Raw genomic sequence first — 6,747 nt, 5'->3', positions numbered from 1 at the left:
GCAGGTCACTAATCTCTGACCCATACTTTTAAATATACGCTTTTCAATAAAAAAGTCACTGAGGTGGCTTTTTTTGCGTTAGAGTGTGCGGCATTTATGGCCGAGATGGCATTACCGAATATTATCGCCAATGATAACTATAATGAAATAAAATTAGAGAGTTTTTTATGAATATGTTACTGCGTTTTTTTATTATGGTCAGTTTGCTCAAACAACAGCTCAAGCAGCAATCGACGAGTGAGACAATTAGTATAGAGTCATTGATGGCACCCACTGTTCGCCACTATCGAGTGTTGCCGCATGACATGGGGTTTCGCGATCACTTGCCAAACTATCGCTACTTGTCGTTTATTGAACTAAATGTCACTCGCTGGGTAATGAAGCACTGCCATAAAAAAGGTATTAAACCCCTAAACTGGGTCATTGCCATGCAAGAGATGGTTTATCTAAAACAGATAAAGTTTTTGGATAAAATGACGCTGAGTAGTGTCGTGGCAGGGTGGGATCACAAATATGTGTATTTTGAGCATCACTTCTTTGTAAAAAATCAGCTTATGGGTGTTGGCATGACCAAGTTTGTTTTTACTGATAACAAAGGCATGCGTACGCCAGAAGTACTGGATATGACGGGCGAGCAGCTGACGGATATCATTACTACTTGGAACGCACACCAAGTCGCCATTAAGTCAGCTTAAGAAATAGTATGGCAAAATAGCAGAGTAAAACAACTTGGCTATAATCCTTGGGTGAATTTTGGTAGGATAGCGCTTATCAAGGCGACGTTATTAAAACGAACGCATCGTCTTTTAAACGACTGGTTTTAACACTACTAAAAAAAGGTACCGTTATGATTCCACAAAAACTAAAATGGACAGACAGCTTAGATATCGCTATTGAGCTTTATGAGAAATTCCCAGAGACTGATCCACAGTACATACGCTTTACCGACTTGCATCGCTGGGTGACTGAGCTTGAAGGTTTTGATGATGATCCTCAAAAGTCAAATGAAGGCATCTTAGAAGCCATTCAGATGAATTGGATTGATGAAGCAGATTAATTGACTTTATTATTTTAGATATTGTCTCAAAAATTTATGAAATAAAAATCGAATCAAAAACACAAAAGGCCGAATCATGACACTAGAAGTTAAAGAGCTACCAGAAGCGATAGCGTGCAATGGTATTAGCGTTCGTACTACCAATAACGCTGAGATTAGCGAAGACACGGCCAAACTGGGTCGTTTATGGCAAAAGTTTTACCAAAACCATGCCAGTGATCTTCCTAAAGGCGAAGACATCTATGGTGTCTATCATAACTATGAGAGCGAGGATTTGGTCGGTGCTTTTGACGTGGTTGCCAGCTGGAAAGTAGCCAGTGAGCAAGAGCCATCAGACAATGACAATATCGCTAAGGCTGCAAACCTAGTAACAGTAGATATTCCTGCAGGAAAGTATTTGGTATTCTCTGAGCAGGGTAGAATGCCATACACGGTGATGAATGCTTGGGAAAAGGCTTGGACATACTTTAATGATCGCAGCTGTGAGCACACTCGAACTTTTGATGTCGATTTTGAGCATTATATCGATGGCAATCTAGAATATGGTCAAGTTGATGTCTATATTGGTATAGAATAAAACCAACATAAAATAGATCTGTTAAAGCAATAAAAAGCGCCAAGTCTGCTATCAGACTTGGCGCTTTTTTGACTCCATCAATAATGATTAATCTAAAAGTAAGTTCTCTAAAATACCTTCATAAATCTGTGCCAGTTTGCCCAAGTCATCGACTTCTACTTTTTCATCAACTTGATGAATAGTGGCATTACGCACACCCAGCTCAACCACTTGTGCACCAGTTGGCGCGATAAAGCGTCCATCGGAAGTACCACCAGAAGTAGATAGGGTCGTATCAACATCGGTCACTGATTTAATTGCTTTTTGACAGGCAGAAACCAATTTCCCTTCAGGGGTCAAAAACGGCTGACCAGACAATTTCCAATGGATAGCATAGTTTGCCTTGCTATCAGCAAAGTATTTGTCAAAGATAGCATGCGTTTTTGCTTTTAGCTCATCTTCAGTGGTTTCGGTAGAAAAGCGAAAGTTAAAGACCGCCTCGAGCGTTTCAGGGATGACGTTGGTCGCGCCCGTGCCACTATTGATATTGGATATTTGCAGTGATGTCGCAGGGAAATAGTCATTGCCATTATCCCAAGTCGCTGAGGTCAACTCTGCCAAAGCTGACAGGGCTGCATGGATAGGATTACAGGCCAAATGCGGATAGGCCACATGACCTTGTTTACCAGTGACGGTAAGCTCTGCGCCTAGTGAGCCGCGACGACCATTTTTAATGATATCACCTAGCGTATCAGTACTTGATGGCTCACCCACGAGACAATAGGTGATTTTTTCTTGACGCGCTTCTAAGGTCTCGATGACTTTGACTGTACCATTGATTGATGGGCCTTCCTCATCTGAGGTGATTAAAAAAGCAATCGAACCCTTGTGTTCAGGGTGATTGGCGACAAAACGTTCTGCTGCGACAGTAAAAGCCGCAATACCTGTTTTCATGTCAGCGGCACCGCGTGCCCATAGATACCCATCAGCAATGGTCGGGGTAAACGGTGGGTAGGTCCAGTTTTTCTCATCACCAGTTGGTACAACATCAGTATGACCTGCAAAACAAATCACAGGATCAGTCGTGCCGCGACGCGCCCACAAATTTTTGACTTCAGCGTGTTCGCCCTTTGCCTGTCTATCACCATAGTACATAAACTCGCAGTCAAAACCTGCTTGCTCCAATCGCTCCGATAGTATGTCTTGGCAACCATCATCATCTGGCGTGACAGAAGGGCGTTCTAGCAGTTCGATGCTTAATGCCAATGTTTCTTGCTGGTGGTTTTTGCTATGATTTTCTGAACTCATGACGGTCCTAGTTAAGTTGAGTTAATGTTTTTTGCTATAAAATCGAGCTTATTTTTATCAGGTTTTTCTAGTCATTATCATTTAACGATGTACTACAAACATATAGAAATTGAATGTTTTATGGCTAAAAAAATCTTAGTTTCTATCTAAGTAGATTTTTTCGTAATCGCCATAAAACTTTGCTAAATACTCTGTAATGCAACGTTCGGCTGGGATATGACTATAAGATTGAGTGTTGTCTCTATCGTAAGGAGTCATATTGCCGCCAGCAAAAACAACTTCACCCATTTGATAAGTTACGCCTAATAAGTTTAGAGTTTTGTTAGTAGTATCAAAAGTTGCATGTCCTTCTGGAAATACTGGCGTCATCCATCTTGTTCCATCAAAGGCAAGTACGCACCCATTCTCATACTTAAATTCAGTGGTTATAGCTGTTGGTGTAACTATCATAGGTTTTTCAGGAGTGGATTTTAGTAATTGATAGGTAAAGAAAGGCTTACTGACTTTTTGATTGGAGTTTTGATGATTAATCGTCTCGCAGCTTGCAAGTAAAGGCAACATAATAACTAAAATAGAATGTCTGAATAAATTTTTACGCATTACCATTGTCCTTAATTAACAAACCTTCTTTAAAGCCATAGCGAATGACAAATATACTCAGGGCGCAGCAAACAAAACCACAGCATCATCACGTCTTAACCAAGTAGCGATAGAGTAGCGTTGGCGATGTGCAATTTGCACTTGATGGTGTAAGTCACTGTCAAAAATGATCAGTCTATTGGCAACTGGCATGACCTCATGATGGACATCATGCTTATCGACAACTTCTAGCGCACCGCCGTCAGTTGCTTCCCAGTCATCATTGAGATAAAACACCGCCGAGATTACACGTTCATCACGCCCAGCAGGATTGTCGCTGTGCCATTGATAGCCAAAGCCAATCGGATAGCAAGCATAATGCGCTTCACTATGACGAATACCCGCAAACAAACTACGATTAAACAGCGCAGCCAGCTCATTGATACTTTCTAGATAAAAAAAACCTGCAAAGAAGTTTTCAGTAATCCAGCGTATCTTATCACCGCGAATATCACTGATGCGAATACCAGCAGTGAGCTGTGCATCACGATAGTCAATAAAGCCGCTTTCTGCTTGTAGTGCTAATAATGCAGTACTATTAAACACATCATCAATGATGAGCCAACCGTTAGTGACGAATGTATCAAGTTGTTGGTCCGTTAGCTTGTCTTCCCAGCTGACTGCAAAATCAGACATTTGCAGGACATGTTGAGTGAGCGTTTCTTGGCTATGGTTATAAGCGTCTGGCAGCAGTAATGGGGGATTATCCTGACCTATCGGCTGATCAACGACCAACTCTGTCACATTAAGGTTGCTAATAATCTGCGTCATTTCATCTCATTATTATCAATCAGCTGTCAATAAATCATCATTGGATGCGTTTTTATTGAAAGCACTTACCAAAACCACATTATCTTTTACTCTGCCTATGCTACCATAGATGCAATTTTTCTTATTTAAACTTTTGAGATTATGAACTATAAACACGCCTACCACGCTGGTAACTTTGCTGATGTGGTCAAACACATTTTATTGGTACAACTGCTCAATCAACTGGGACAAAAAAACAAACCTTTTTATGTGCTTGACGCTTATGGCGGACGCGGACTTTATTCACTAAGCAGTGAAGAAGCACGCAAGACAGGTGAGGCCAAAGGTGGCATCCAAGCATTACTGAATGCTGATACTGAAAAAGCACCTGCTGCTGTCAAACAGTATATGGAAGGTATCAAGCAAGCCAGATTTACTTATGACAATAAAGTCTATCCTGGTTCTCCTTGGTGGATTGCTCATCATATTGAACAAAACCCAGATGCAGGGGTTCGTGGTGAAGCGTTTGAAGCTAAAGCCAGCGAATACGATGCACTGAACTATCAGCTACACAAACTGCCAATCGGTATCCATCACCGTGATGCATTTGAAGGAATCACTGCGGTTATTCCACCAAAAGAAAAACGCGGTTTGATTTTTCTTGATCCTCCTTATGAGCAAGAGCACAAAGACTTTACCCGTCTTATCAACTTATTAGTAGATTCTTACAATAAATGGCCACAAGGCACCTATGCGCTTTGGTTCCCTATTAAGAATATCGAAGCCGTTGAATTGTTCTACAAAAAACTGAAGCGTACCGAAATGCGTCGTCAGTTGGTGTGTGAATTAAATATTTATCCAAATGATGTTGCTGTTGGCCTTAATGGAACAGGTCTGCTGGTTATCAATCCGCCATGGCAGTTTGATAATCATGCACGTGAGATCGTTCGTTTCTTACAGCCTGCATTAAAAGTGGCTGATGCCCCTGATTTGACACCTGACAGTGCAACCAATGTGCGCTGGCTCGTTGGCGAATAATTAGTCCAATCAGCAGAAAGGTCAATAGAACAGGGTCGATGTATAGTAATGTCGGCCAATAAGGATATTAAGATGACCAATACACCACCATCCTCAGGTCAACCAAACCATATGTCCTCAAAGGATACGGCTCTCAATGATGGATTGTTGCAAGACAGTGCGGCAACCCAGCCACCATTTATGGATGAGCATGAGTTCAATATTCGCCTAGCGGATAATGACAGTTACGATGGTTTGACCTTTGAGGTGATCGAGGCGGAGGTGGCAGAAGGCCAGCGAGTGGTCAGTCGTGGTGTGTATTTAGCACCGAACTTGATCACGACTTTGTCGTTACTGTCAGGCTTTTACTCGATTTTGGCCAGTACGCAAGGCGAGTTTTATAAAGCGTCTTTAGCTATCTTTTTATCGGCTATTCTCGATGGTGCTGATGGGCGCGTGGCACGAATGCTTAATGCCCAAAGCCCATTTGGTGAGCAATACGACTCCTTAGCAGATATGCTCGCATTTGGCGTTGCGCCTGCTATTTTGATTTATAGCTTTGCTTTAGAGCCATTGGGCCGTATCGGTCTTGGCTGTGCATTTGTCTTTACTGCTTGTGGGGCTTTTCGCCTAGCGCGCTTTAATGTCCAAGTTGGTATCGTCGATAAGAAATACTTCGTTGGTCTAGCAAGTCCATTGGCAGCTATACTGGTGACATCTGCTGTGATGGTTGCTATCGATCATAACCAGTGGATTGGTCAGTATGATACTGCAGTTATGCTGTTGTTTGCTGCTTGGGTCGTCACTTGCGGCTTACTTATGGTCAGCAACGTTAAATACTATAGCTTTAAAGAGTTTGATAAAAAGAAAGTGCCTTTTGTCGTGCTTATCATTGGTGTACTCGTCATGAGTATTGTACTTTATGACATACCTGTTGGTATTTTAGCCATTGGTATTATCTATGCGCTATCAGGTATCGTTACGACGGTTAAGATCAAAGTAAGTGGCTAAAACCACTTTTAGTAATTATTTAAAGGAGCTTACCGTCAGGTAAACTCCTTTTTTATGTCTTATATCTCTAACAAACTTATCATATATAGATAGACGCAACTTGTAGAAATCCATACAACTATGTAAGAGTGAGATCTCAAATACTAATAGAGCCAAATTATCAATGATAACAGACCATCAGATGATCATAATGTTATTTTCGATAAGATCATTCAGTATTGGCTCCTGCCGTCTTATGAGAACATCGTATACCGCATCTTATTGAAGCAGCGTAGCCATTTCGCTAATTTCACTTAATCACCAAGTTTATTTGAATAAAGGTCAAATACCTCTTGACTCAGACTTTAAACCGTCTATAATACGCCCCACAGCAAAGGAAGCTAGGCAGTAAGTTAACAAACTTATTACT

Annotated in this window: 8 protein-coding genes; 5 read left to right on the top strand and 3 right to left on the bottom strand. The window is 41.4% G+C overall.

The window, feature by feature from the left end; translation table 11 throughout:
• The first annotated feature begins 167 nt into the window (after positions 1–167).
• From IP485_RS13610 to IP485_RS13600, 3 genes are all read left to right on the top strand, one after another.
• Positions 168–695, top strand: a complete 528-nt coding sequence (locus IP485_RS13610) for an acyl-CoA thioesterase (RefSeq protein ID WP_198327763.1) — start codon at positions 168–170, stop codon at positions 693–695.
• A gap of 152 nt (positions 696–847) precedes the next feature.
• On the top strand, positions 848–1,057 hold the full coding sequence (iscX, locus tag IP485_RS13605; protein ID WP_010196865.1) for a Fe-S cluster assembly protein IscX: 210 nt from the start codon (positions 848–850) through the stop codon (positions 1,055–1,057).
• A gap of 76 nt (positions 1,058–1,133) precedes the next feature.
• Positions 1,134–1,634 (top strand): GyrI-like domain-containing protein, encoded by a 501-nt coding sequence (locus tag IP485_RS13600; RefSeq protein WP_198327762.1) that lies wholly within the window; start codon positions 1,134–1,136, stop codon positions 1,632–1,634.
• Between the two features lie 87 nt (positions 1,635–1,721).
• Here IP485_RS13600 and dapE read toward each other — a convergent pair whose 3' ends face one another.
• From dapE to IP485_RS13585, 3 genes are all read right to left on the bottom strand, one after another.
• Positions 1,722–2,921 (bottom strand): succinyl-diaminopimelate desuccinylase, encoded by a 1,200-nt coding sequence (dapE, locus tag IP485_RS13595; protein WP_198327761.1) that lies wholly within the window; start codon positions 2,919–2,921, stop codon positions 1,722–1,724.
• Positions 2,922–3,056: 135 nt separating this feature from the next.
• Positions 3,057–3,521 carry a hypothetical protein gene (locus tag IP485_RS13590; RefSeq protein ID WP_198327760.1) on the bottom strand — a complete coding sequence of 155 codons (465 nt, stop codon included), beginning with the start codon at positions 3,519–3,521 and terminating at the stop codon, positions 3,057–3,059.
• 57 nt (positions 3,522–3,578) lie between these two features.
• Positions 3,579–4,331, bottom strand: a complete 753-nt coding sequence (locus IP485_RS13585) for a 2OG-Fe(II) oxygenase (protein WP_198327759.1) — start codon at positions 4,329–4,331, stop codon at positions 3,579–3,581.
• Positions 4,332–4,472: 141 nt separating this feature from the next.
• Here IP485_RS13585 and IP485_RS13580 point away from each other — a divergent pair, with 141 nt between their 5' ends.
• Together IP485_RS13580 and pssA are read left to right on the top strand one after the other, a co-directional pair.
• Complete coding sequence (locus IP485_RS13580; RefSeq protein ID WP_198327758.1) at positions 4,473–5,348, top strand: 23S rRNA (adenine(2030)-N(6))-methyltransferase RlmJ; 876 nt, start codon at positions 4,473–4,475, stop codon at positions 5,346–5,348.
• Positions 5,349–5,528: 180 nt separating this feature from the next.
• A complete protein-coding gene (gene pssA / locus IP485_RS13575) occupies positions 5,529–6,338 on the top strand; it encodes a CDP-diacylglycerol--serine O-phosphatidyltransferase (RefSeq protein WP_198327764.1) in 810 nt (269 codons plus the stop codon).
• The last annotated feature ends 409 nt before the right edge of the window (positions 6,339–6,747 follow it).

It is taken from the genome of Psychrobacter sp. NG27 (assembly GCF_016106655.1).
Lineage (GTDB): Bacteria > Pseudomonadota > Gammaproteobacteria > Pseudomonadales > Moraxellaceae > Psychrobacter.
The sequence above is the reverse complement of the archived record's forward strand: the minus strand, read 5'-3'. Positions and strand labels throughout refer to the sequence as shown.

What these genes read in the sequence shown, in the direction of transcription:
- IP485_RS13610 (WP_198327763.1), top strand. Translation starts at nt 168, where the DNA reads ATGAATATGTTACTGCGTTTTTTTATTATGGTCAGTTTGCTCAAACAA.
- iscX (WP_010196865.1), top strand. Translation starts at nt 848, where the DNA reads ATGATTCCACAAAAACTAAAATGGACAGACAGCTTAGATATCGCTATT.
- IP485_RS13600 (WP_198327762.1), top strand. Translation starts at nt 1,134, where the DNA reads ATGACACTAGAAGTTAAAGAGCTACCAGAAGCGATAGCGTGCAATGGT.
- dapE (WP_198327761.1), bottom strand. Translation starts at nt 2,921, where the DNA reads ATGAGTTCAGAAAATCATAGCAAAAACCACCAGCAAGAAACATTGGCA.
- IP485_RS13590 (WP_198327760.1), bottom strand. Translation starts at nt 3,521, where the DNA reads ATGCGTAAAAATTTATTCAGACATTCTATTTTAGTTATTATGTTGCCT.
- IP485_RS13585 (WP_198327759.1), bottom strand. Translation starts at nt 4,331, where the DNA reads ATGACGCAGATTATTAGCAACCTTAATGTGACAGAGTTGGTCGTTGAT.
- IP485_RS13580 (WP_198327758.1), top strand. Translation starts at nt 4,473, where the DNA reads ATGAACTATAAACACGCCTACCACGCTGGTAACTTTGCTGATGTGGTC.
- pssA (WP_198327764.1), top strand. Translation starts at nt 5,529, where the DNA reads ATGGATGAGCATGAGTTCAATATTCGCCTAGCGGATAATGACAGTTAC.